Origin of the sequence: Shewanella sp. SP2S2-6, assembly GCF_031931965.1 — a bacterium.
GTDB lineage: Bacteria > Pseudomonadota > Gammaproteobacteria > Enterobacterales > Shewanellaceae > Shewanella > Shewanella baltica.
In genome coordinates this window covers 23,504-47,325 of sequence record NZ_JAUOEQ010000004.1, presented here as the reverse complement: position 1 = coordinate 47,325, position 23,822 = coordinate 23,504, and the positions used below count along the sequence as shown (strand labels likewise).

The window sequence follows — 23,822 nt, the reverse complement described above, 5'->3', positions numbered from 1 at the left end:
GAATTATGTCGTTTAACATTGCATTGAGTGGCATTTCTGCCGCACAGAAAGATTTAAACACCACGGCGAACAACATTGCGAATGCGAATACCATTGGCTTTAAAGAGTCTCGTGCTGAATTTGCGGATGTTTACGCTAATTCTATCTTTTCAAATTCTAAAACTGCTGTCGGTGGTGGTGTTGCAACGAGTCAAGTCGCCCAGCAATTCCATCAAGGCAGCTTACAGTTGACAAGTAATTCACTCGATATGGCAATTAAAGGTGGTGGTTTTTTTGTCACTGCTTCTGAAATAGGCAGTCTTGACCATTCATTTACTCGAGCTGGGGCATTTAAAGTCGATTCAAATAACTACATGGTGGATTCTGCTGGTAATTTTTTGCAGACATTCCCTGTGGATAAAGATGGTAATTCGACATCGGTAAGTTTGACTACAGCGAAACCAGTGCAGATCCCTGATACTGCAGGTAGCCCAGTAAAAACTGAAAATGTCAGTTTACAAATGAATCTAAATGCTAAGGAAAGTACCCTTGACCCTGCTGCATTCGATCCTCTAGACCCTAAGACATACAATAACGTTACCTCAATGACTATGTATGACTCACTCGGTGAGCCACATATCATGACAACCTATTTTGTTAAGCCTAATGATGCCTCTTATAATGGAGAGAGCAATTGGGTGGCTTATTACGCTATTGATGGTAAACAAGTCGATCTAGCTGGTGCTGCTGGTACTTATCAAACGGATACTACGGGCGATGGTAACCCTGACTCAACCGGTACAGCGCAAACAACCGGCGGTTGGAAGGGCTCTGTACTTAAGTTCAATTCTGTTGGTGTCTATACCGGTAGTGATCCAGCGGTCGTTAAGACTGAGACTTTAGGTGTGGGTGGTGCAGGCGTTTTAGGTGCTGGAGCGGATGGAACTCAAGACTTAACAATTAAGTTTAATGCGCCAACGCAATATGCTGCTCCTTTTGCAGCAACAGAGTTAACACAAGACGGTACGACGGTTGGTCGTTTAACTAACGTTGAAATTGGTGCTGATGGTTTAATTACTGCAAGTTACTCGAACGGTTCAACTGTGCCTTTAGCACGAGTTGCCTTGGTTCGATTTGCTAACGAACAAGGTTTAACACAAGTAGGTAATACGTCGTGGAAAGCCAGTTTGAATTCTGGTCCAGCTCTTGCTGGTGAGGCAAACAGTGGTACTTTTGGTAGCATAAGTTCATCGGCGTTAGAGCAATCGAATATCGATTTGACCACTGAACTGGTCGATTTGATTTCGGCGCAGCGTAACTTCCAAGCGAACTCTCGTACCCTTGAAGTGAACAACACACTGCAACAAACCGTATTACAAATCCGCTAATCATTACATTGTTTGACTAAGTGTTGCCGCCAGTGGCAACACTTAGCCTTTATCCTGCTATCAATTCACTTCATTTCCTTATTCTTCAATTCTATCAGTAAATTAAACGTCAACTTTATTGGCACGATGCTTGCTTTGCTATTGTCATGTAGAAAATTTGACGGAGCAGTCTGTGGACAAATTCCTTTATGTCGCCATGAGTGGCGCCAAGCAAAATATGAATGAGCTGGCGCTCCGTGCGAACAACTTAGCCAATGCTAATACCGACGGTTTTAAATCCGATATGGCACAAGCTCGCTCAATGCAAGCCTTCGGTGAAGGGTTGCCTTCCAGGGTATTTGCGATGACAGAATCTCCGTCAGCTAATTTTCGCTCTGGTCCCATAAAAACCACTGGACGAGATCTCGATGTTGCCATTAAAGGCGACGGCTGGTTTGCCGTGCAGGCAAAAGATGGCAGTGAAGCCTATACCCGCTCAGGCAGTTTAAGTTTCGACTCTACGGGTTTACTACACAATGACAGGGGAAATCCTGTTATGGGAGATGCGGGCCCCATAGTGTTGCCGCTCCCTATTGAGAAGGTTTCAATTTCTCAGGATGGCATTATTTCTGTTCGACCTCAGGGCGCTACCGCTGAAGTGGTGGAAGAAGTTGGTCGCTTGAAACTCGTTAATCCCGGTAATGCGCAGATGATGCGTGGTGAAGATGGATTATTTCGACAAATGTCAGGAGAACCAGCACCAGCTGATCCTTTCGTCGCAGTTGAAAGTGGCGCAGTGGAAGGCAGTAACGTTAACCCTGTCGATGAAATGGTGTCTTTGATTGACCTTCAGCGTCAGTTTGAATTGCAAGTCAAGATGATGAAAACCGCGGAAGAGAATGATCGCGCTTCATCTTCATTAATGCGTATTAGTTAGGAGATAGATTATGCATCCGGCGTTATGGATTAGTAAAACTGGCTTAGACGCACAGCAAACTGACATTGCGGTGATCTCGAACAACGTGGCGAACGCCAGCACTGTGGGCTACAAGAAAAGTCGCGCAGTATTTGAAGATTTGCTTTACCAAACAGTTAACCAAGCGGGCGGTGTCAGCGCTTCTAACACTAAGTTACCTAATGGGTTAAACATAGGTGCGGGTACCAAAGTCGTCGCCACGCAGAAAATGTTTACCCAAGGCAACATGCTGACTACGGATAACTCATTGGATCTGATGATTGAAGGCCCCGGCTTTTTTGAAATCCAGCTACCCGATGGTACTGCGGCCTATACCCGAAACGGTCAGTTTACCTTAGACGATACGGGCCAGATTGTGACACCCGGTTCTGGCTACTTGCTGCAACCCGCGATCACTATTCCTGACAATGCGACCAGTATTACCGTTTCCGCGGAGGGTGAAGTTTCAGTGAAAACCCCAGGTACAGCAGAGAACCAAGTTGTGGGTCAGTTGACTATGACGGATTTTATTAATCCATCGGGTCTAGATCCCATGGGGCAAAACCTATACACGGAAACCGGTGCGAGTGGCACGCCAATTCAAGGTACCGCTTCGTTAGATGGCATGGGAGCGATTCGCCAAGGCGCCTTAGAAACCTCTAACGTTAACGTGACCGAAGAACTGGTGAACCTTATCGAAAGTCAGCGCATTTACGAGATGAACTCTAAAGTGATTTCAGCGGTAGATCAGATGCTGTCTTACGTGACTCAAAATTTATAGAGGCAAACATCATGGCTAGATATCTTGTGTTGGCCGTCGCGTTATTGCTTGCAGCTTGTAGCTCGACGCAAAAGAAACCCCTTGCGGATGATCCCTTTTATGCGCCGGTATACCCAGAGGCACCGCCGACAAAAATTGCCGCGACTGGTTCTATTTATCAAGACAGTCAAGCATCTAGCTTGTATTCGGATATACGTGCTCACAAAGTTGGCGACATTATCACTATCGTTTTGAAAGAGTCGACTCAAGCTAAGAAGAGTGCAGGCAATCAGATCAAAAAAGGTTCTGACATGAGCTTAGATCCTATCTTCGCCGGTGGCAGTAATATCTCCGTTGGCGGTGTGCCACTTGATTTACGTTATAAAGATAGCATGAACACTAAACGTGAATCGGATGCGGATCAGAGCAATAGTTTAGATGGCAGCATCTCGGCAAACGTGATGCAAGTGCTGAACAACGGCAGCTTAGTGATCCGCGGCGAAAAATGGATCTCAATCAACAACGGTGATGAGTTTATTCGCGTCACAGGTCTGGTTCGCTCGCAGGACATTAAACCCGATAACACTATCGATTCAACGCGAATGGCCAATGCCCGTATTCAATACAGTGGCACTGGCACTTTCGCAGATGCTCAAAAAGTGGGCTGGTTAAGCCAGTTCTTTATGAGCGACTGGTGGCCCTTCTAAGGAGTCGTATCATGAAATATAAACTGGTGTTAGCCGTTGCCGTGCTAGTGTTTTCTCTACCTAGTCAGGCTGAACGAATTAAAGATATTGCCAATGTGCAGGGCGTACGCAGTAACCAGTTGATCGGTTATGGCTTAGTGGTTGGTTTGCCGGGAACGGGTGAAAAAACCAGTTATACCGAACAGACCTTTATGACTATGCTGAAAAATTTCGGTATTAATCTTCCTGACAACGTCAAACCAAAGATTAAAAACGTCGCTGTGGTTGCCGTACACGCCGATATGCCAGCCTTTATAAAACCGGGTCAAGATCTTGACGTCACCGTATCTAGCTTAGGCGAAGCCAAAAGTTTACGCGGCGGCACCTTATTGCAAACCTTTTTGAAAGGCGTTGACGGTAATGTGTATGCCATAGCCCAAGGAAGCTTAGTGGTGAGTGGTTTTAGTGCCGATGGTTTAGATGGTTCAAAGGTGATCCAAAATACTCCAACTGTTGGCCGTATACCCAATGGCGCGATTGTCGAGCGCAGTGTGGCGACCCCATTTTCAACCGGCGATTATTTGACGTTTAACTTACGTCGTTCTGATTTTTCTACCGCACAACGGATGGCCGATGCGATTAATGAGCTATTAGGCCCTGATATGGCGCGTCCTTTAGACGCAACATCTGTGCAGGTCAGTGCTCCGCGTGATGTATCACAACGGGTGTCTTTTTTAGCAACGCTTGAAAACCTCGATGTTATCCCCGCAGAAGAATCTGCCAAAGTGATCGTTAACTCACGCACTGGAACCATAGTGGTTGGGCAAAACGTGCGCTTACTCCCAGCGGCGATTACCCATGGCGGCATGACCGTCACGATTGCTGAGGCAACCCAGGTTTCACAGCCAAACGCCTTGGCCAATGGTCAAACAACCGTCACGAGCAATAGTACGATTACAGCGACAGAAAGTGACCGCCGTATGTTTATGTTTAATCCTGGCACTACGCTGGATGAGCTGGTTAGAGCGGTTAACTTGGTCGGTGCAGCCCCCTCAGATGTGTTAGCAATACTTGAAGCGTTAAAAGTGGCAGGAGCTTTGCATGGTGAACTTATCATCATCTAATTTCTGTCGGGAAAATCATGGAAAAGCTTTCAAGTTCATCACATTTTCTTGACCTGGGCGGCTTAGATTCACTCCGCGCCCAGGCTCAGAAGGATGAGAAGGGCGCCTTGAAAAAGGTCGCCCAACAATTTGAAGGTATTTTCGTGCAAATGCTGATGAAAAGTATGCGCGATGCCAATGCGGTTTTTCAGTCTGATAGTCCTCTCAATAGCCAATACACTAAGTTTTACGAGCAGATGCGCGATCAGCAGTTATCGGTCGATTTATCTGACAAAGGGGTATTGGGCCTTGCCGATATGATGGTGCAGCAACTCTCCCCAGAAACCAGTCATTTCACGCCAGCATCGGTATTACGCGACGATGGCGGTATGAAAATGCTCCATGATGCTAAAGCCCTTAACGTGCCAATGCAGAGTGCAGTGGCGCCAGCGGTTGAACCCACAGTTGTTAACCATGGTGTTCCCGCTGCCATTGCTCGACCAGCATTTGAGCCCGATAGAGCCATGGATGCAAACTCATCAATGGACATTGATACGCCTAATCGTTTACTGGCAATTGATACACCTAAGCCAAGCTGGAGCGAACAGTCACTTTCTGTCGTCGACCCCGTGATTAGCGGCCAAGTTTTGCCGACGGCAGCTTTTAGGGAAACCCAGAAGATAGTCCGTTTCGGTAGTCGCGAAGAGTTTTTGGCGACCTTATACCCACACGCTGAAAAAGCCGCCAAAGCATTAGGTACTCAACCAGAAGTATTGTTGGCGCAATCGGCACTTGAAACTGGCTGGGGACAAAAAATTGTTCGCGGCAATAACGGCGCGCCAAGTCATAACCTATTCAATATTAAAGCTGATCGCCGTTGGCAGGGTGATAAAGCGAACGTCAGTACCTTAGAATTCGAACACGGTGTGGCTGTGCAGCAAAAAGCCGACTTCCGTGTTTACAGTGACTTTGAGCATAGCTTCAACGATTTTGTGTCCTTCATTGCAGAAGGCGATCGTTATCAAGATGCGAAGAAAGTGGCGGCTTCGCCAACTCAGTTTATTCGAGCTTTGCAGGATGCAGGTTATGCCACAGATCCTAGATATGCTGAAAAAGTCATTAAAGTGATGCAGTCCATCAGTGAAGAGCTGAAATCAATTCTGCCAGGAGAAGACAAATGATGAACCTTACAACCCTGTTTGTTCATAGGAGTGTCAACTAATGGCCGTTGATCTGCTGAATATTGCGCGAACTGGGGTGCTTGCCTCCCAGTCGCAACTGGGTGTCACCAGTAATAACATTGCTAACGCCAATACCGCGGGTTATCACAGACAAGTGGCAACTCAGTCGACTCTAGAATCACAGCGTTTAGGCAATAGCTTTTATGGCACTGGAACTTACGTTAATGACGTTAAGCGTATCTACAATGACTATGCCGCAAGAGAGTTGCGCATTGGCCAAACAACGCTCAGTGCCGCCGAAGCCAGCTACGGTAAATTGAGTGAACTCGATCAGCTATTTTCACAAATAGGCAAAGTTGCGCCACAAAGCTTAAATGACCTGTTTGCAGGTATGAATAGCGTGGCGGACTTACCCGCAGATTTGGGCATCCGCAGCTCAACCCTAACGAATGCGCAGCAAGTCGCCAGTAGCCTGAATCAGATGCAGTCTTATTTGAATGGTCAGCTCGATCAAACCAATGACCAGATAACCGGCATGACTAAGCGTATTAATGAGATCAGTACAGAACTTGCCAACTTAAACCTAGAGCTGATGAAGTCACCGAATCAAGATGCGCAGTTACTCGATAAGCAAGATGCACTCGTTCAAGAATTAAGCCAGTACGCCCAAGTGAATGTCATCCCGCAAGAAAATGGCGCAAAGAGTATCATGCTCGGTGGCTCTGTGATGCTGGTTTCCGGTGAGATTGCCATGAGTATGGGAACTCAAGCGGGTAACCCATTTCCTAAAGAGTTACAGCTTAACTCAAGTATTGGCTCGCAAAGCGTTACAGTTGACCCAAGTAAACTTGGCGGTCAGCTAGGAGCCATGTTTGATTATCGTGACCAGACGTTAATTCCCGCAGGTCATGAGCTTGACCAATTAGCGTTGGGCGTGGCGGATAACTTCAACAAAATGCAAGCGCAAGGCATTGACCTCAATGGGCAAGTCGGTGCCAATATCTTTAAAGATATCAACGATCCTATGATGTCCTTGGGTCGTGTAGCAGGTTTTTCTGATAATGCGGGTAATGCAACGTTAGGCGTTACCATAGATGACACCAGTTTATTAACTGGCGGTGCCTATGAACTGTCATTTACTGCGCCTGCAACTTATGAGCTGAGAGATTCGAAAACGGGGGCAATTACGCCACTGACGTTAACTGGCTCGACTTTATCGGGTGGTGCTGGATTTTCAATTGACATAAAAGCAGGCGCTATGGCGTCTGGCGATCGTTTTGCCATTCGCCCGACAGCGGGCGCCTCAAATGGCATTGAAGTGGTCATGAAAGACCCTAAAGGCATTGCCGCCGCATCCCCAAAGATTACCGCTGATGCCGCTAACTCGGGTAATACTCAAGTTAAGTTGACTCAAATTGGCAATCGCAATGCCGCAAATTTCCCTGTAACGGGCAGTGAGTTGACGATAAAGCTCGATACCACAGTTGTGCCTCCAACCTATGAAGCATTCGACGCCGCGGGAACATCCCTTGGGGCTGCAGCCCCTTATACGCCTCCGAGTATTAGCGCTTTTGGTTTTACCTTTGAAGTTGACAGCAAAGCGGCTGCAGGCAATGACAGATTTACCTTCGATTTATCCTTCGCAGCGGGGGATAACTCTAATGCTGTCGCTATGGCTAAGTTGAGCGAAAGTAATGTGATGAATGGGGGAAAGTCGACCCTAGCTGATGTGTTCGAGAACACTAAGCTCGAGGTAGGCAGTAAAACGAAAGCGGCTGAAGTGCGTGTTGGTTCGGCAGAGGCGGTGTATCAACAAGCTTATGCGCGAGTAGAGAGTGAGTCGGGCGTGAACTTAGATGAAGAAGCTGCAAATTTAATGCGTTTTCAGCAAGCCTATCAAGCCTCTGCGCGGATCATGACGACCGCACAGCAGATTTTTGACACTTTATTATCCTCAGTGCGTTAGGAGATTTAACTATGCGATTATCATCCGCGCAGATTTTTAATCAAAGCATTACCAGTGTGCTGCAAAAGCAAACAGCGACCAGCAAAATTCTTGACCAATTGAGTAGTGGTAAGAAAGTCAATACAGCGGGTGACGATCCGGTGGCGTCACAGGGTATCGATAATCTGAATCAAAAAAATGCACTCGTCGATCAGTTCATTAAGAACATTGATTATGCAACGAATCGTCTTGCTGTAACTGAAAGTAAACTCGGTAGTGCTGAAGATTTAACCGGCTCGATGCGTGAGCAAGTTATGCGCGCGATAAACGGCACACTATCTGAAACTGAGCGGCAAATGATTGCCGATGAGATGAAAGGCAGCTTGGAAGAGTTGCTTTCTATTGCGAATAGTAAGGATGAATCTGGCAATTATATGTTCTCCGGTTTCAGTACCGATAAAGAACCTTTTGCTTTTGATAACTCGACGCCGCCTAAAATTGTGTATAGCGGTGATTCTGGCGTCAGAAATAGTTTAGTGCAAACGGGTGTGGCCATGGGGACAAACATCCCTGGCGATAGCGCGTTTATGAAAGCCCCCAATGGACTTGGTGATTATAGCGTCAATTATTTGGCCAGCCAGCAGGGTGAGTTTAGCGTTAAAACGGCGAAAATTGCTGATGCAGCAACTTATGTGGCTGATACATATACGTTTAACTTCACTGATAATGGTGCCGGTGGTACTAATTTACAAGTGCTCGATTCTGCTAATAATCCTGTCGCAAACGTCGCTAATTTTGATGCGACCAATCCCGTTAGCTTTAATGGTATAGACGTTAAAATTGATGGAAAACCCAGCGCTGGCGATAGTTTCACCATGGAGCCGCAGGCCGAAGTCAGTATTTTCGATACGATCAGCAGTGCGATTGCATTAATTGAAGATCCTAATTCTGCCAACACTCCCCAAGGGCGAGCGCAGTTGGCACAGATATTGAATAACGTTGATAGTGGCGTCAATCAAATTAGTTCTGCCAGAAGTGTGGCGGGGAATAATCTGAAAGTTGTCGAAAGTTACACAGAGACTCATACCGAGGAGAAAGTGGTGAACACTTCAGCACTATCACTCTTGGAAGATCTCGATTATGCATCAGCGATTACGGAATTTGAAAAGCAGCAGCTTGCATTGAACGCAGTCTCTAACGTGTTTAGTAAGGTGGGTTCTGTTTCCCTGTTCGACTTTATTTAACAGAAAGCAAGTACCTATCCATCTGTAAGATAAATTGTTAAAAATTTAGCCAAGCTCCAAGCCTTGGCGGTATAACTAGGAAGAGGAACTCAACATGGCTATTACAGTTAATACCAACGTGACTTCGATGAAGGCACAAAAGAATTTAAATACTTCTAGTAGCGGTTTAGCGACCTCGATGGAACGTCTATCAAGTGGTTTGCGCATTAACAGCGCTAAAGACGACGCTGCGGGTCTAGCTATTTCTAACCGCTTGAACAGCCAAGTACGCGGTCTAGAAGTGGGGATGCGAAATGCAAATGATGCGATTTCAATTGCTCAAATCGCCGAAGGTGCGATGCAAGAACAAACGAACATGTTACAACGTATGCGTGATTTGACGATTCAGTCTGAAAATGGTGCAAACAGTTCAGCGGACTTAACAGCGTTGAAAGCTGAGATGGATCAGCTGGCGACAGAAATTGATGAAATTGGTAAAGCGACTGCTTTTGGTACCACGAAACTGTTAACAGGTTCTTTTTCAGCAGGCAAAACATTCCAAGTAGGCTCTCAAGATGGTGAAGATATTAAAGTTACTGTAAAAGCGAGTAATAAAACTTCATTGTCTGTAGCAAGTTTAACGAACGCAACATCTGCTAATCGAGCCTCATCCTTGGCTAAAATTGATGCCGCAATTAAAACTATTGATGCGCAACGTGCAGATTTGGGTGCTGTTCAAAACCGTTTAGCGCATAACATTAGTAATAGCGCAAATACTCAGGCAAACGTTGCTGACGCTAAGAGTCGTATCGTGGATGTTGATTTTGCGAAGGAAACCTCACAAATGACTAAGAATCAAGTATTACAACAAACGGGTTCTGCAATGCTTGCCCAAGCTAACCAGTTACCTCAAGTTGCACTATCTCTCCTTGGTTAATGCCATTGATGTGCAATGGTATTGAAGTGCTTTTGCCTACTTGTTCTAGAATCTTCTAGGAAAGTAGGCAAAGTTTTTATTAAAGATAGTTATCTATTTGAAAAAAATGATTATTTTTAAAAAGTTATTATTTTTTAAAAATAATCCTAAAGATAAAAAAGGTGCTGCCGTTAAATATACTGTAACCACTAAGACCCGCCTGGCTTAAGTAGACAGGCAAGTTCACAAGCCAGGTATAAAGAGGAAACGAATCATGGCCATTACAGTAAACACAAACGTCACATCATTAAAAGCTCAAAAGAATTTAAACACATCTGCAGGCGGTTTGGCCACTTCAATGGAACGTTTATCCAGTGGTCTACGTATTAACAGCGCAAAAGACGACGCTGCAGGTTTAGCAATTTCGAACCGTCTAAACAGCCAAGTGCGTGGTTTGGATGTAGGTATGCGCAACGCCAACGATGCAATTTCTATCGCCCAAATTTCTGAAGGTGCAATGCAAGAACAAACTAACATGTTACAACGCATGCGTGATTTAACGGTTCAGTCTGAAAACGGTGCAAACAGTTCTGCCGATTTAGATGCTCTTAAAAAAGAAATGGATCAGTTGGCTACTGAAATCGATGAGATTGGTAAAACAACTGCTTTTGGTACTACTAAACTATTAGCTGGTGGGTTTTCAGCCGGTAAGAGTTTCCAAGTGGGCGCACAAGACGGTGAAGACATTAAAGTTACTGTAAAAGCGAGTAATAAAACGTCATTATCAGTTGGTTCATTAACGAATGCTACTTCAGCTAACCGTGCATCTTCATTAGCAAAAATTGATGCAGCGATTAAGACTATTGACGCACAACGCGCTGATTTGGGTGCTATTCAAAACCGTTTAGCACATAACATTAGCAACAGCGCAAATACACAAGCAAACGTTGCCGATGCTAAGAGCCGTATCGTAGATGTTGACTTTGCGAAAGAAACATCGCAAATGACTAAGAATCAAGTGTTACAACAAACGGGTTCTGCAATGTTGGCACAAGCTAACCAATTACCTCAAGTGGCCTTATCACTACTGTAATATAAAGTAGTAAAGTTGATAAGTGATAAGGGAGGTTCGGCGACGGATCTCCCTTTGCCACATTAAAAGGTTAATCAAGCTTTATAGTGTATTTGTTTTGTTAAGTCTTATTAAAACAATTACTTAATTTGCTGAGGTATGGCTATGGATATCAATATAGCAAGTTCATCTTCTATGGTTCACAATAAGGTTGAATTAGCTCAAGTGCCGCTAAAAGCATCTGCTTCAGATGTGGAGTTAAAGCGGGATACTGCGGTGTCGGCTATTGAACAAACCGTAGAACAAGATGCGACTGATAATGAACAGAATCCGAGTAAGTTGACTCAGGTTGCCACAGAGTTGTCTGATATGATGTCTATGATGCGTAAGGGCTTAGCATTTAAAGTTGATGAAAATTCAGGGCAAGCTGTTGTTACTGTACTCGACCGAGATACTGGTGATGTTATTAGGCAAATGCCAAGTGAAGAAGCATTAGCTCTAGCTGAGAAATTATCTGAAGTCACTGGGCTTTTGATGAAAACAGAGGCCTAGATATACATTACTTGTAGTAATCGTTGAAGAGTGAGAGGTTTATATGGCATTAACTGCGACAGGCATGGGTTCTGGCCTTAAAATTAGTGAAATTGTGCAAGTTCTAGTCGATGCCGAAAAAACACCGAAAGAAGCGATGTTTAATAAAACAGAGGACAGCATCAAAGCAAAGGTTTCTGCTATGGGAACTTTAAAGAGTGCGTTGTCTACGTTTCAAGATGCCTTAAAAAAACTACAAACAGGCGATGCTCTTAATCAACGGAAAATCTCTGTTAGTAATGAAACTTATATAACTGCTACTGCGGACAAGACAGCTCAGGCTGGTAGCTATGGTATTAAAGTTGAGCAACTTGCGGTAAACCATAAAGTTGCAGGAACCAATGTTGCAGATCCTGCACTGCCAGTTGGTGAAGGAAGTTTAGATTTTGGCATTAATGGTAAGAGCTTTTCTGTTGATGTTTCTGCTACCGACTCACTTGCGGCTATTGCTAAAAAAGTTAATGAGTCATCAGATAATGTAGGTGTAACAGCAACTGTTATTACCAGTGATGCTGGCAGTCGATTGATTTTTAGCTCTAATAAGTCGGGTGAAGACAATCAAATCAGTATTACAGCTAATGACACGTCTGGAACTGGACTAAATGATATGTTTGGTGCGGGAAATATTTCCACGCTTCAAGATGCTAAAAATGCAATTGTTTATATAGATAATCAGCAAGTTACCTCACAATCTAATGAGGTAAAGAATGCCATTACAGGTGTGACGTTAAATTTAACTGATGCTGATGTTTCTAAAACGACTACGTTAAAAATTGAACAAGATGACGATGCGGTAAAGACAAATGTGAAAGCTTTTGTCGATGCTTACAATAGTTTAGCAACTGCAGTTGATAAAATGTCATCCTATGATAAAGAGAAAAAAACAGCTGCTGCATTACAGGGCGACTCTATGATTCGCTCGATAGAATCACAATTACGCAGTATTTCGAGTGAGCGAATTGACACTGATGGTGGTAATTCGATTGCCTTATATGACATAGGCATTAAAACAGATAGATATGGTAAGTTATCTATTGATGATACTAAACTTGATAAAGTGCTTTCAGAGGATATGTCTAGTGTTGAGGCGTTATTTTCAACGCCCGATAAAGGGCTTGCCAATCGTTTTTATGATCTTGCTGACAGCTATGTTAAGTCACGTGGACTAATTGACTCTCGTCAAACAGGATATACCAATCAGCAAAGCCAAATCACAGATCAAAGAGAAGCGTTTAAGCTTAAAATGGATCAGTTAACAGCGCGTTTAACTAAGCAATTTAATGCGATGGATCTTGTAATTGGCAAACTTAATCAACAGAGTAGTGGCCTCATTGATCGTATTAATTCACTTCCTGGTGCGGTTAAGAAAGGATAATAAACTTTAATGAGTAAGGGAGTTGTCAGTGCAACAACTTAATAAGCTTAATGCTATCTTGAGTGAAATCTTAAATAAATTGACTCAGATCCCTGCTGAAGAACCTCAAACTGATGAGTTGGTGTCGAACTTGCAGGTACTGGTTGGAGAGCGTCAACTTTTACTCGATGTATTAGTGGCTGATGCGAATATGACAGATGTTGAGTATCTTCAACGTCAACTTGACCTTACTCAAGAGTACACGAGTAAAGCAAGTGTTGTATTGGCTGATAGGCAAGCATTATTACATGCAGGTAGTAAAAATAAACGCCAGATTAGTGTTTATAAGACTATAGATTCAAATAGGTAGGTGTTTATGAGAGGTTCACTGCAATCATACCGTAAGGTTTCATTAGAAAGTGAAATTACCGTTGCTTCACCACATCGTATTATTCAGCTTATGTTCGCGGGAGCACTACAACGTCTGGCGCAGAGTCGTCTTGCGATTGAACAAAATGATCTGTCTAATAAAGGTATGTATATTGGCAAAGCCATTGGGATTATTACTGGGTTAAACAATAGCTTAGATATGGATGCTGGTGGACAGATAGCAAGAAATCTGAGCGATCTTTATGATTTCATGTTGCGTAAAATTTCTGAAGCTAACATCAATAATGATGTGAAAGCGATTGATGATGTATGTGAGGTTTTACGTACTATCAAAGAAGGCTGGGATGCGATTCCTGCAGATAAACATAATATTTCTGCGCATTCTGAAGCGGGTTAATATCTTATTTGGTGATTAAAAAAAGACGCACTGGTTGCGTCTTTTTTTTGGCTCAAAGTCAAATGTTTGACGTTTTTAACTAGAATCATGGCATAAATGAACTAAAATCAATTCAGTTTGGCATAAACCTCATCTGAGGCTTGCTTCTCGTCTGCTGATAATACAATATTCATCACAGTAGTGATGGTGGCACAGATTGTTACATTGAATTTGTTAAGCTTTTACAGCAACTAATCATAAATAATTAATGCGAATTAATACATATTAGAGCTTTACGGCCTACTGAATGATGCAAACAGATCAACGAATTTTACTTATCGGCCCCCCATCAGAGCGATTAAATCGCCTGTGTTGCATTTTTGATTTTTTAGGTGAGCAAATTGCACAAATTGACGCCGAAAAATTAAGTGCTAGCCTCCAAGATACTCGTTTTCGAGCTTTAGTTATCCTAACTGATGTTATGGATGCTGATGCGCTTAAAAACATCGCGGGTCAACATCCATGGCAACCTATGCTGTTGCTTGGCAACGTTGACGATCTGCAAGTGTCTAACATTCTTGGAAATATTGAGGAACCTTTAACCTATCCTCAACTCACCGAATTATTACACTTCTGCCAAGTATTTGGCCAAGTTAAACGCCCTCAAGTCCCCACAAGTGCAAATCAAACGAAGTTATTCCGAAGCTTGGTGGGGCGCAGTGATGGTATTGCCAATGTAAGGCACTTGATTAATCAAGTGGCGACATCTGAGGCGACTGTACTAGTACTGGGCCAATCCGGTACAGGTAAAGAAGTGGTCGCCCGTAATATCCATTATTTGTCTGAACGCCGTGATGGCCCTTTTATTCCAGTTAACTGTGGTGCTATACCGCCAGAGTTGTTAGAGAGTGAACTTTTTGGTCATGAGAAGGGATCATTTACTGGGGCAATTTGTTCTCGTAAGGGCCGTTTCGAATTGGCGGAAGGTGGCACACTATTTCTCGATGAAATTGGTGACATGCCATTGCAGATGCAAGTTAAATTGCTTCGTGTACTGCAAGAACGGGTATTTGAGCGTGTTGGTGGCACTAAGACCATCAATGCCGATGTGCGCGTTGTAGCAGCGACACATAGAGATTTAGAAACCATGATCAGCGTGAATGAGTTCCGCGAGGATCTCTATTACCGCCTAAACGTATTCCCGATCGAAATGCCCGCGTTGTGTGATCGCAAGGACGATGTGCCTTTGCTATTACAAGAGTTGGTGAGTCGAGTCTACAACGAAGGCCGTGGCAAGGTGCGCTTTACGCAGCGTGCGATTGAGTCTTTAAAAGAGCATGCTTGGTCGGGTAACGTGCGTGAGCTGTCTAATTTAGTCGAACGCCTCACCATTTTATATCCGGGTGGATTGGTTGATGTTAACGACTTACCCGTTAAGTATCGCCATATCGATGTGCCCGAATATTGTGTTGAGATGAGCGAAGAGCAACAGGAACGTGATGCTTTGGCTTCTATCTTTAGTGATGAAGAGCCGGTTGAAATCCCTGAGACGCGTTTCCCAAGTGAGCTACCACCTGAAGGCGTGAACCTTAAGGATTTATTAGCAGAACTGGAAATCGACATGATACGTCAGGCACTAGAGCTGCAAGATAACGTTGTTGCTCGCGCGGCTGAGATGCTAGGAATACGCCGTACAACGCTAGTAGAAAAAATGCGTAAGTACGGAATGACTAAAGATTAGTTTTCTATTTTATTGTTATATAAGTCGTTTTAACCTCTAAAGTTCAATTTCTAATTTGGCATAGATACTGCAGTCACTCCGTCATAAGCAATTTTTTGACGGAGTGACTATGTCAGCCAACCCACTAGCGCAAATTGAGTCATTCAAGCACACTAGCAAACAATGGAACCAACTGCGTGAGGCCGCTAATATGTCCAATCGAATGGAGCATATTTTACAGGCTATGCCATCCGGCGTGGTGATTATCAATGGCGACGGTATAGTCACGGATGCCAATCCGGTTGCAGTTGAATTACTTGAGCGCTCCTTGTGTGGCGTTCGCTGGATTGATGTGATCCACAGTGCCTTTGCGCCACAGGATGATGATGGCCACGAAGTGTCACTGCGTAATGGCCGCCGAGTTAAATTAGCCATTACGCCACTCACGCCAGAGCCTGGTCAATTAATTGTGTTAACTGATCTGACTGAAACTCGGTTATTACAGAAAAATATCTCCCATCTACAACGTTTATCTGCACTGGGCAAGATGGTAGCAACTTTGGCGCATCAGGTGCGCACGCCTTTATCTGCCGCATTGCTATATGCCTCTAATCTTGCGAGTCCTAAGTTATCCGATGCCGCTAAAGCGAAATTCCAGCAAAAACTTGTTGATAGACTCAATGAACTGGAGCGGCAGGTTAACGACATGCTATTGATGGCGAAAGGCCGTCAGGATGAACTGGGAGAGTTGATTACGCTTGCTGAGGTTATCGACAATGTTTTGGCAAATTGTGAGCCAATAGCGGCGAAGCAAGGTTGTGACTTGTCATTTGATGATGCATCAAGCAGTTTAATGTTAGCCAATTCCAATGCATTAAGCTCGGCAATCAACAATTTAGTGATGAACAGTATCGAAGCCGGCGCCACTGAGATTCGTATTCAGGCGAAAGAAGAGGGCGATCAGTTACTACTGGATGTCATCGACAATGGCAAAGGTTTAGATGCCAATATGCAGCAGAAGGTACTTGAACCTTTCTTTACGACTAAGTCGCAGGGAACTGGGCTCGGGTTAGCGGTTGTGCAATCTGTGGTGCGTAATCATGGAGGACAACTGCAATTAAGTTGCTTACCGAATAAAGGTTGCACTGTGTCTTTAGTCTTCCCAAGGGCTAAATCTGCGGTGATATTACCTTTGGAGATTACCCATGTCTGAAGCAAAGTTATTGCTCGTTGAAGATGATGCCTCATTGCGTGAAGCCTTGTTGGATACCTTAATGTTGGCTCAGTATGAGTGCATTGATGTTGCCTCGGGTGAAGACGCTATTTTAGCCTTGAAACAACATCAATTTGATTTAGTCATTAGTGATGTGCAGATGCAAGGCATTGGTGGGTTAGGATTATTAAACTTCCTACAGCAACATCATCCTAAGTTGCCAGTATTGTTGATGACAGCTTATGCCACGATTGATAGTGCGGTGGATGCCATTAAATTGGGCGCTGTCGATTACTTAGCGAAACCTTTTGCGCCAGAAGTCTTGCTCAATCAAGTTTCCCGCTATTTGCCGTTAAAACAAAATGTGGATCAGCCAGTAGTTGCCGATGAGAAGAGTTTAGCTTTATTGGCACTGGCTCAGCGGGTTGCTGCATCCGATGCTTCGGTCATGATCTTAGGCCCAAGCGGCTCGGGTAAAGAAGTCTTGGCCCGTTATATTCATCAACACAGTAGCCGTGCCGATCAAGCTTTTGTGGCCATTAACTGTGCTGCAATTCCCGAGAATATGCTTGAAGCTACCCTTTTTGGTTATGAAAAGGGCGCATTTACTGGCGCCTATCAAGCGTGTCCTGGGAAATTTGAGCAGGCTCAAGGTGGCACTTTGCTGCTAGATGAAATATCTGAGATGGATTTAGGCTTACAAGCTAAGTTATTGCGAGTATTGCAAGAGCGTGAAGTTGAGCGTTTAGGCGGCCGTAAAACTATTAAGCTCGATGTGCGCGTGCTTGCCACATCCAATCGAGACCTAAAAACCGTGGTGGCGGCAGGTGGCTTTAGGGAAGATCTCTACTATCGAATCAACGTGTTCCCATTAGCTTGGCCCGCATTAAGTCAACGTCCAGCGGATATTTTACCCCTTGCACGCCATTTATTGGTTAAGCATGCCAAGGCATTGAATGTCGCCGATGTGCCTGAGTTGGATGAAAATGCACGTCGACGTTTATTGAGTCATCGCTGGCCGGGGAACGTACGTGAACTCGATAATGTGATCCAGCGGGCTTTGATATTAAGAGCCGGTCAAGTGATCACCGCCAATGACATTATTATCGATACGCAGGATGTGGTTTTAGGCGGTGAAGACCTAGATCAATTTGCTGCCGAGCCAGACGGTTTAGGCGAAGAACTTAAAGCGCAGGAGCATGTGATTATTCTAGAAACTCTTAATCAATGCCAAGGAAGCCGCAAACTGGTCGCTGAAAAACTGGGGATAAGCGCCCGAACCCTAAGATACAAGATGGCAAGGATGCGTGATATGGGCATTCAATTACCAAATTAGTCTTTAAATTCAAGCTATGATATTGCAGCCTCCATATTGATTGTGAGGCTGCATTTTTTGAAATATACCAGCATAAAAGTGACCTATTTTATCCAGAATCCTTAGTTTTAACGTCTTCTTATCCCGTCAATTTATTATCAATCACGACCATTTGAAAACTTGGCCGTTATTTTGCATTGTCCCGTTATAGGTATTTTGATCGTCAAGAACTCGACGACTGGGAGCTCAGCATGCAAATAGGCGCAAATTCATTCCTGCAAGAAATGCAGAAACTCCAAGGCGAAATTACGCCGTCTTTTGGCGTTCAGCCAAATATCATGCAGCAAGTTAATAACACCAGTGGTGCGGACTTCGGTCAGTTACTCTCGCAAGCCGTCGGCAATGTCAGCGGCTTACAGTCGACATCATCAAACCTCGCGACGCGCTTAGAAATGGGAGATACTACCGTCACTTTGTCGGATACTGTTATTGCCCGTGAGAAAGCCAGCGTCGCCTTCGAGGCAACGGTACAAGTACGTAATAAGCTTGTCGAAGCCTATAAAGAAATAATGAGCATGCCTGTCTAGGCCAGTGAATAACCCAATTAGCAGGTACGAATCGTGAGCACAGAAATGATTGTCGGATCCAATTCCGACTTAGCTGACCAAGGTGTCCAGCAAGAACATAAGTCAGGAATGATGGGAAACCTTGGCGGTGTCGATATGATGCGTCAAGTAACTATGATTTTAGCCTTGGCGATTTGTTTGGCCTTAGCCGTATTTGTCATGCTGTGGGCACAGGAGCCTGAGTATCGTCCATTGGGAAAAATGGAAACTCAGGAAATGGTTCAAGTATTAGATGTGCTTGATAAAAATAAAGTTAAGTATCAAATCGATGTGGACGTGATTAAAGTTCCCGAAGATAAGTATCAAGAAGTCAAAATGATGTTGAGCCGCGCAGGCGTTGACAGCCCTGCGGCCAGTCAAGATTTCTTGAATCAAGACAGCGGCTTTGGTGTCAGCCAACGTATGGAGCAAGCCCGTCTTAAGCACAGCCAAGAAGAAAACCTAGCCCGTGCAATTGAGCAACTACAAAGTGTTAGCCGCGCCAAAGTGATCCTCGCGTTACCTAAAGAAAACGTCTTTGCCCGCAATGCTTCAAAACCAAGTGCAACTGTGGTTATCAATACCCGTCGTGGCGGTTTAGGCCAAGGTGAAGTCGATGCAATTGTCGATATCGTTGCCTCTGCTGTACAAGGTTTAGAGCCATCACGGGTGACGGTAACTGACTCGAATGGCCGCTTATTAAACTCAGGCAGCCAAGATGGCGCGTCTGCGACTGCCCGTCGCGAGCTTGAATTAGTACAGCAAAAAGAAGCCGAGTATCGCACTAAGATTGAATCGATTTTGGTACCTATCTTAGGTCCTGATAATTTCACCTCTCAAGTCGATGTTAGCATGGACTTTACTGCGGTCGAACAAACCTCTAAGCGTTACAACCCTGATTTACCAGCTCTGCGCAGCGAAATGACCGTTGAAAATAATACCACTGGCGGCTCTTCGGGTGGGATCCCTGGTGCGCTATCGAATCAGCCACCAATGGAGTCAAATATTCCAGAAGATGCGACTAAAGCGACTGAGTCTGTCACCGCAGGTAATTCGCACCGTGAAGCGACGCGTAATTTTGAGTTAGATACCACCATTAGCCATACCCGTCAGCAAGTTGGCGCCGTTCGCCGCATTAGTGTGTCGGTTGCGGTGGACTTTAAACCCGGTGCCGCTGGAGAAAATGGCCAAGTGGCGCGCGTTGCCCGTACTGAACAAGAACTGACCAACATTCGTCGTTTACTCGAAGGGGCAGTCGGTTTTAGCTCGCAACGGGGTGATGTGTTAGAAGTGGTCACGGTTCCCTTTATGGATCAATTGGTTGAAGACTTGCCTGCACTAGAACTGTGGGAGCAACCTTGGTTCTGGCGCGCAATTAAGCTCGGTATTGGCGCGTTAGTGATTTTGGTGCTGATTTTAGCTGTGGTACGTCCTATGCTGAAACGCTTAATCTATCCTGACAGTGTGAATATGCCTGAGGATGGCAGATTAGGTAACGAATTGGCCGAAATTGAGGACCAGTACGCGGCAGATACGCTAGGGATGCTCAATACCCAAGAGGCGGAATACAGTTATGCCGATGATGGTTCAATTCATATCCCTAATTTGCACAAAGATGATGATATGATTAAAGCTATCCGTGCGCTCGTGGCGAATGAGCCTGAGCTCTCTACTCAAGTCGTGAAAAACTGGTTACAAGACAATGGCTGAGAATAAAACGAAAGAAGTGGCTCCAGCGGCCGCACCTGCCTTTAACATTAAGGATATTAGCGGTGTCGAAAAGACCGCGATCTTACTCCTCAGTTTGAGTGAGGCCGATGCTGCATCCATTTTAAAACACTTAGAGCCGAAGCAAGTGCAAAAAGTGGGTATGGCGATGGCGGCAATGGATGAGTTTGGTCAAGAAAAAGTCATCGGGGTACATAAGCTGTTTCTCGATGACATTCAAAAGTATTCTTCTATTGGTTTCAACAGCGAAGAGTTCGTTCGTAAAGCCTTAACCGCCGCACTGGGTGAAGATAAAGCGGGTAATCTGATTGAACAGATTATCATGGGCAGTGGTGCTAAGGGGTTGGATTCGTTGAAATGGATGGATGCACGCCAAGTGGCGACCATTATTCAGAATGAACATCCTCAAATCCAAACGATTGTATTGTCCTATTTAGAACCTGATCAGGCAGCGGAAATCTTTGGTCAATTCCCTGAAAATACTCGCTTAGACTTGATGATGCGGATTGCGAATCTTGAAGAAGTACAGCCCGCTGCATTGCAAGAGCTGAATGACATTATGGAGAAACAGTTTGCTGGTCAAGGTGGTGCACAGGCCGCGAAAATGGGCGGCCTAAAAGCGGCTGCCAACATAATGAACTATTTAGATACGGGTATCGAAAGTCAGTTGATGGAAACTATGCGCGAGTCTGACGAAGAAATGGCGCAGCAAATCCAAGACTTGATGTTCGTATTTGAAAACTTAATCGATGTTGATGACCGTGGTATTCAAGCCTTGTTGCGTGAAGTGCAGCAAGATGTACTGATGAAGGCGCTCAAAGGCACAGATGATCAGCTGAAAGAAAAAATCTTGGGCAACATGTCAAAACGTGCCGCTGAATTGCTGCGTGACGATCTTGAGGCCATGGGCCCAATCCGTATCAGTGAAGTGGAAGTCGCCCAAAAAGAAATCCTGTCTATTGCCCGTCGCTTAAGTGACAGCGGCGAAATTATGTTAGGCGGCGGTGGTGGCGATGAGTTCCTCTAATCCGAGCGACAATAAACCGTCAAATAAGGTCTTGAGCGACGGTGATATTGAGTTTAGTCACTGGGCACTTCCAGATGTGACTGAAGCCGATGACGATTCTATCTCGAATTTGTTCGGCCATTCGAATCATCAAGCCGCTAAGCCGATGACGGTTGAGAGTGTTTCTCCGCCGACGATGGCCGAGATTGAGGACATTCGCGCCCAAGCTGAAGAAGAAGGTTTTGCCGAAGGTAAACAACAAGGTTACGAGCAAGGGCTAGAGAAAGGTCGCTTAGAAGGCTTAGAGCAAGGCCATACTGAAGGGCTCGCCCAAGGGCATGAGCAAGGATTAGAAACCGGTTTAGCTCAAGCCAAAGTTTTACTTTCGCGGTTTGAAGCCTTATTAACTCAATTTGAAAAGCCATTGCAATTACTCGATGGTGATATCGAGCTCTCCCTACTGAACTTGAGTATGACATTAGCTAAATCAGTCATAGGTCACGAATTAAAAACCCATCCAGAACAAGTGCTTTCGGCATTACGCTTAGGCATAGAGTCGCTACCGATTAAAGAGCAAGCGGTTACTATTCGGCTGCATCCTGACGATTTGATCCTTGTCGAACAACTTTATTCCACCGCCCAACTGACCCGCAGTAAATGGGAACTTGAAGTCGATCCGACGTTAAGTGCAGGCGATTGTATTCTGAGCAGTCATCGCTCATTAGTCGATTTAACGCTTTCATCGCGTATCGATACTGTGTTTGAGTCATTACGAAATCAACATGCGCATTTGAGTGATAAACAGCATCAACTGCAAGAGACGATTGAAGCTGCAGATACTGCCAAACAAGTTGCTGTGGCGCTTGAGTCTGAGCCTGATGCTCAAACGGCTGATGACCAAGCTGTCGATACGTTTAACCAAGACGCTGAGGATATGCAATCTGCCTCGAATACAGGTGAGCACTTAGATACCCAATCGGATGCCGGAACAGATGCAAAATCGCCAACACCAACTGCTGAATAGGCTGAATCACCATCAGGACAAAGTGCCGCCATTTCGCGCAGTGGCCAGTGGTCAACTCGTGCGTGTTGTTGGCTTAACCTTAGAGGCGAGCGGTTGCCGTGCGCCTGTGGGCAGCTTATGTTCCATCGAAACCATGGCGGGCGAGTTAATTGCCGAAGTCGTCGGCTTTGATGGCGAACTCCTGTATTTAATGCCTATCGAAGAATTACGTGGAGTATTACCCGGTGCCCGGGTGGTGCCTTTAGGAGAACAAACTGGACTCAATGTCGGCTTGTCCCTGTTAGGACGCGTGCTCGATGGCAACGGTGTGCCTTTAGATGGTTTAGGTGCGTTGCAGACAGATCAACAAGCGCCAAGACATAGCGCTGCCATTAATCCCTTATCTCGCCGTGCTATTACCGAGCCGCTGGACGTCGGTGTGCGCGCCATTAATGCCATGCTGACAGTGGGCAAAGGCCAACGTATGGGCTTGTTTGCTGGCTCAGGTGTGGGTAAGAGTGTGCTCTTAGGTATGATGACCCGCGGCACCACTGCCGACATTATTGTGGTTGGGCTGGTGGGCGAGCGTGGTCGTGAAGTAAAAGAGTTTATTGAAGAGATTCTTGGTGAAAAAGGTCGAGCGCGCTCTGTTGTTGTTGCCGCGCCTGCAGATACCTCGCCGCTGATGCGCCTGCGCGCCTGTGAAACCTCGACTCGTATTGCCGAATATTTCCGCGATTTAGGCTATAACGTCTTGTTATTAATGGATAGTTTAACGCGCTACGCCCAAGCGCAGCGTGAAATTGCTTTGGCTGTCGGTGAACCGCCTGCGACTAAAGGCTATCCGCCTTCAGTGTTTGCCAAGCTGCCGCGTTTAGTTGAGCGCGCCGGCAACGGTGGCCCTGGGCAAGGTTCAATTACGGCATTTTATACTGTGTTGACGGAAGGAGACGATCAACAGGATCCCATTGCCGATGCATCGCGGGCGATCCTCGATGGTCACATAGTCTTGTCACGTTCGCTTGCGGATTCGGGGCATTACCCTGCGATTGATATTGAAGCTTCTATTAGCCGAGTCGCGCCTATGGTGATCTCCAATGAACATTTGGAAGCCATGCGCCGCGTGAAACAAACCTATTCCTTGTATCAGCAGAATCGGGATTTGATTTCCATTGGCGCTTATGCCCAAGGCAGCGATCCTCGAATTGACAATGCAATACGACTGCAGCCAGCAATGAATGCTTTTTTACGCCAAACCATGCGTGATGCATTTAGCTTTGCCGATAGCCAAGTCATGCTTGGGCAACTTGCCGCTCAGTGCAAATAATGGCGTC

Annotated in this window: 22 protein-coding genes; all 22 read left to right on the top strand. The window is 45.2% G+C overall.

The genetic code is table 11. The features are described 5' to 3' along the window. The first annotated feature begins 5 nt into the window (after positions 1-5). The 22 genes from flgE (at position 6) to fliI (ending at position 23,815) form a co-directional block, all read left to right on the top strand. A complete protein-coding gene (flgE, locus tag Q4Q57_RS04775; protein ID WP_311890017.1) occupies positions 6-1,367 on the top strand; it encodes a flagellar hook protein FlgE in 1,362 nt (453 codons plus the stop codon). Between the two features lie 172 nt (positions 1,368-1,539). Continuing rightward, a complete protein-coding gene (gene flgF / locus Q4Q57_RS04770) occupies positions 1,540-2,283 on the top strand; it encodes a flagellar basal-body rod protein FlgF (protein ID WP_126491503.1) in 744 nt (247 codons plus the stop codon). A gap of 10 nt (positions 2,284-2,293) precedes the next feature. After that, entirely contained in the window at positions 2,294-3,082 is a 789-nt protein-coding gene (flgG, locus tag Q4Q57_RS04765; RefSeq protein WP_006085642.1) for a flagellar basal-body rod protein FlgG, read from the top strand. Positions 3,083-3,093: 11 nt separating this feature from the next. Then, the gene (flgH, locus tag Q4Q57_RS04760) at positions 3,094-3,768 is read left to right on the top strand and encodes a flagellar basal body L-ring protein FlgH (protein ID WP_011847314.1); all 675 of its coding nucleotides are present in this window, start codon (positions 3,094-3,096) and stop codon (positions 3,766-3,768) included. 11 nt (positions 3,769-3,779) lie between these two features. Further along, positions 3,780-4,871: a flagellar basal body P-ring protein FlgI gene (locus Q4Q57_RS04755; RefSeq protein ID WP_006082420.1), complete on the top strand. Its 1,092-nt coding sequence runs from the start codon at positions 3,780-3,782 to the stop codon at positions 4,869-4,871. A 17-nt stretch (positions 4,872-4,888) separates the two neighbouring features. Next, complete coding sequence (gene flgJ / locus Q4Q57_RS04750; RefSeq protein ID WP_259579477.1) at positions 4,889-6,031, top strand: flagellar assembly peptidoglycan hydrolase FlgJ; 1,143 nt, start codon at positions 4,889-4,891, stop codon at positions 6,029-6,031. Positions 6,032-6,071: 40 nt separating this feature from the next. After that, positions 6,072-7,997 (top strand): flagellar hook-associated protein FlgK, encoded by a 1,926-nt coding sequence (gene flgK / locus Q4Q57_RS04745; protein ID WP_311890012.1) that lies wholly within the window; start codon positions 6,072-6,074, stop codon positions 7,995-7,997. Positions 7,998-8,008: 11 nt separating this feature from the next. Beyond that, a complete protein-coding gene (gene flgL / locus Q4Q57_RS04740) occupies positions 8,009-9,220 on the top strand; it encodes a flagellar hook-associated protein FlgL (RefSeq protein WP_311890011.1) in 1,212 nt (403 codons plus the stop codon). Between the two features lie 94 nt (positions 9,221-9,314). After that, positions 9,315-10,136, top strand: coding sequence for a flagellin (locus Q4Q57_RS04735; RefSeq protein WP_311890010.1), 822 nt, complete (start codon positions 9,315-9,317; stop codon positions 10,134-10,136). Between the two features lie 253 nt (positions 10,137-10,389). Then, entirely contained in the window at positions 10,390-11,208 is an 819-nt protein-coding gene (locus Q4Q57_RS04730) for a flagellin (protein ID WP_311890008.1), read from the top strand. A 144-nt stretch (positions 11,209-11,352) separates the two neighbouring features. After that, positions 11,353-11,739 (top strand): flagellar protein FlaG, encoded by a 387-nt coding sequence (locus Q4Q57_RS04725; protein WP_311890007.1) that lies wholly within the window; start codon positions 11,353-11,355, stop codon positions 11,737-11,739. Positions 11,740-11,782: 43 nt separating this feature from the next. Next, complete coding sequence (gene fliD / locus Q4Q57_RS04720; RefSeq protein WP_311890006.1) at positions 11,783-13,153, top strand: flagellar filament capping protein FliD; 1,371 nt, start codon at positions 11,783-11,785, stop codon at positions 13,151-13,153. Positions 13,154-13,181: 28 nt separating this feature from the next. Next, a complete protein-coding gene (locus Q4Q57_RS04715) occupies positions 13,182-13,502 on the top strand; it encodes a flagella biosynthesis chaperone for FliD, FliT (RefSeq protein WP_311890005.1) in 321 nt (106 codons plus the stop codon). A 6-nt stretch (positions 13,503-13,508) separates the two neighbouring features. Continuing rightward, positions 13,509-13,919, top strand: a complete 411-nt coding sequence (fliS, locus tag Q4Q57_RS04710) for a flagellar export chaperone FliS (protein ID WP_006082411.1) — start codon at positions 13,509-13,511, stop codon at positions 13,917-13,919. A gap of 286 nt (positions 13,920-14,205) precedes the next feature. After that, positions 14,206-15,639, top strand: a complete 1,434-nt coding sequence (locus tag Q4Q57_RS04705; RefSeq protein WP_011847309.1) for a sigma-54 dependent transcriptional regulator — start codon at positions 14,206-14,208, stop codon at positions 15,637-15,639. A 109-nt stretch (positions 15,640-15,748) separates the two neighbouring features. Beyond that, the gene (locus tag Q4Q57_RS04700; protein WP_311890003.1) at positions 15,749-16,831 is read left to right on the top strand and encodes a PAS domain-containing sensor histidine kinase; all 1,083 of its coding nucleotides are present in this window, start codon (positions 15,749-15,751) and stop codon (positions 16,829-16,831) included. Further along, entirely contained in the window at positions 16,824-18,167 is a 1,344-nt protein-coding gene (locus tag Q4Q57_RS04695; protein ID WP_311890002.1) for a sigma-54 dependent transcriptional regulator, read from the top strand. The genes Q4Q57_RS04700 and Q4Q57_RS04695 overlap by 8 nt, the downstream gene beginning before the upstream one ends. 230 nt (positions 18,168-18,397) lie before the next feature. After that, entirely contained in the window at positions 18,398-18,733 is a 336-nt protein-coding gene (gene fliE, locus Q4Q57_RS04690) for a flagellar hook-basal body complex protein FliE (protein WP_006082407.1), read from the top strand. 45 nt (positions 18,734-18,778) lie between these two features. Next, a complete protein-coding gene (gene fliF / locus Q4Q57_RS04685) occupies positions 18,779-20,461 on the top strand; it encodes a flagellar basal-body MS-ring/collar protein FliF (RefSeq protein WP_311890096.1) in 1,683 nt (560 codons plus the stop codon). After that, positions 20,454-21,506 (top strand): flagellar motor switch protein FliG, encoded by a 1,053-nt coding sequence (fliG, locus tag Q4Q57_RS04680; protein ID WP_028761189.1) that lies wholly within the window; start codon positions 20,454-20,456, stop codon positions 21,504-21,506. Before fliF ends, fliG begins: the two co-directional genes overlap by 8 nt. Then, positions 21,493-22,509, top strand: a complete 1,017-nt coding sequence (fliH, locus tag Q4Q57_RS04675; RefSeq protein WP_311890001.1) for a flagellar assembly protein FliH — start codon at positions 21,493-21,495, stop codon at positions 22,507-22,509. Before fliG ends, fliH begins: the two co-directional genes overlap by 14 nt. Continuing rightward, positions 22,478-23,815, top strand: coding sequence for a flagellar protein export ATPase FliI (gene fliI / locus Q4Q57_RS04670; RefSeq protein ID WP_220590729.1), 1,338 nt, complete (start codon positions 22,478-22,480; stop codon positions 23,813-23,815). The genes fliH and fliI overlap by 32 nt, the downstream gene beginning before the upstream one ends. Positions 23,816-23,822: the final 7 nt, after the last annotated feature.